Here is a 443-nt window from a genome sequence, read left to right as displayed (position 1 = left end):
TAGACTTTTGTCCATTGGCACTTAAGATGTCAGCATCGATATCGGAAATGTCTTCGCCGTATTGATCTTTCAATTGGAAGTCCATATCGTCTGTTGCGCCCAAGATCGCTTTCGCAGCAGGCTCAGTCGTTACTGTAATACGCTCAGCAATACGTGCATCTTGTACAGGAAGGCTTGTTTGTACAAATGTGTTGGACTGCGATTGGTTGATTTGACCTGTTACATACACCTTGGAACCTACTGTATTCACGGCATCAAACTGTAGTTTCAGTTTACCTTTGTCAGCGCCTGTTTCTTGAATCGTACCCTTACCGTTCGTCACGCTGAATGTGAAGCGATCTGCGTTGTCTACGATGTCTTGTACGCTTAATTTGTTACCATTCGCATCTGTTACATTCAAAGGTACATATACATCTTTATCATTGGATGCAAGCGTCACTGCT

General features: G+C 43.3%; 1 pseudogene. It reads right to left on the bottom strand.

Annotated elements, in window-relative coordinates:
• A pseudogene (locus GQF01_RS09580) lies at window positions 1-443 on the bottom strand (hypothetical protein); the annotation flags it as partial.

This window comes from Paenibacillus silvestris (assembly GCF_009882985.1).
Lineage (GTDB): Bacteria > Bacillota > Bacilli > Paenibacillales > NBRC-103111 > Paenibacillus_E > Paenibacillus_E silvestris.
The sequence above is the reverse complement of the archived record's forward strand: the minus strand, read 5'-3'. Positions and strand labels throughout refer to the sequence as shown.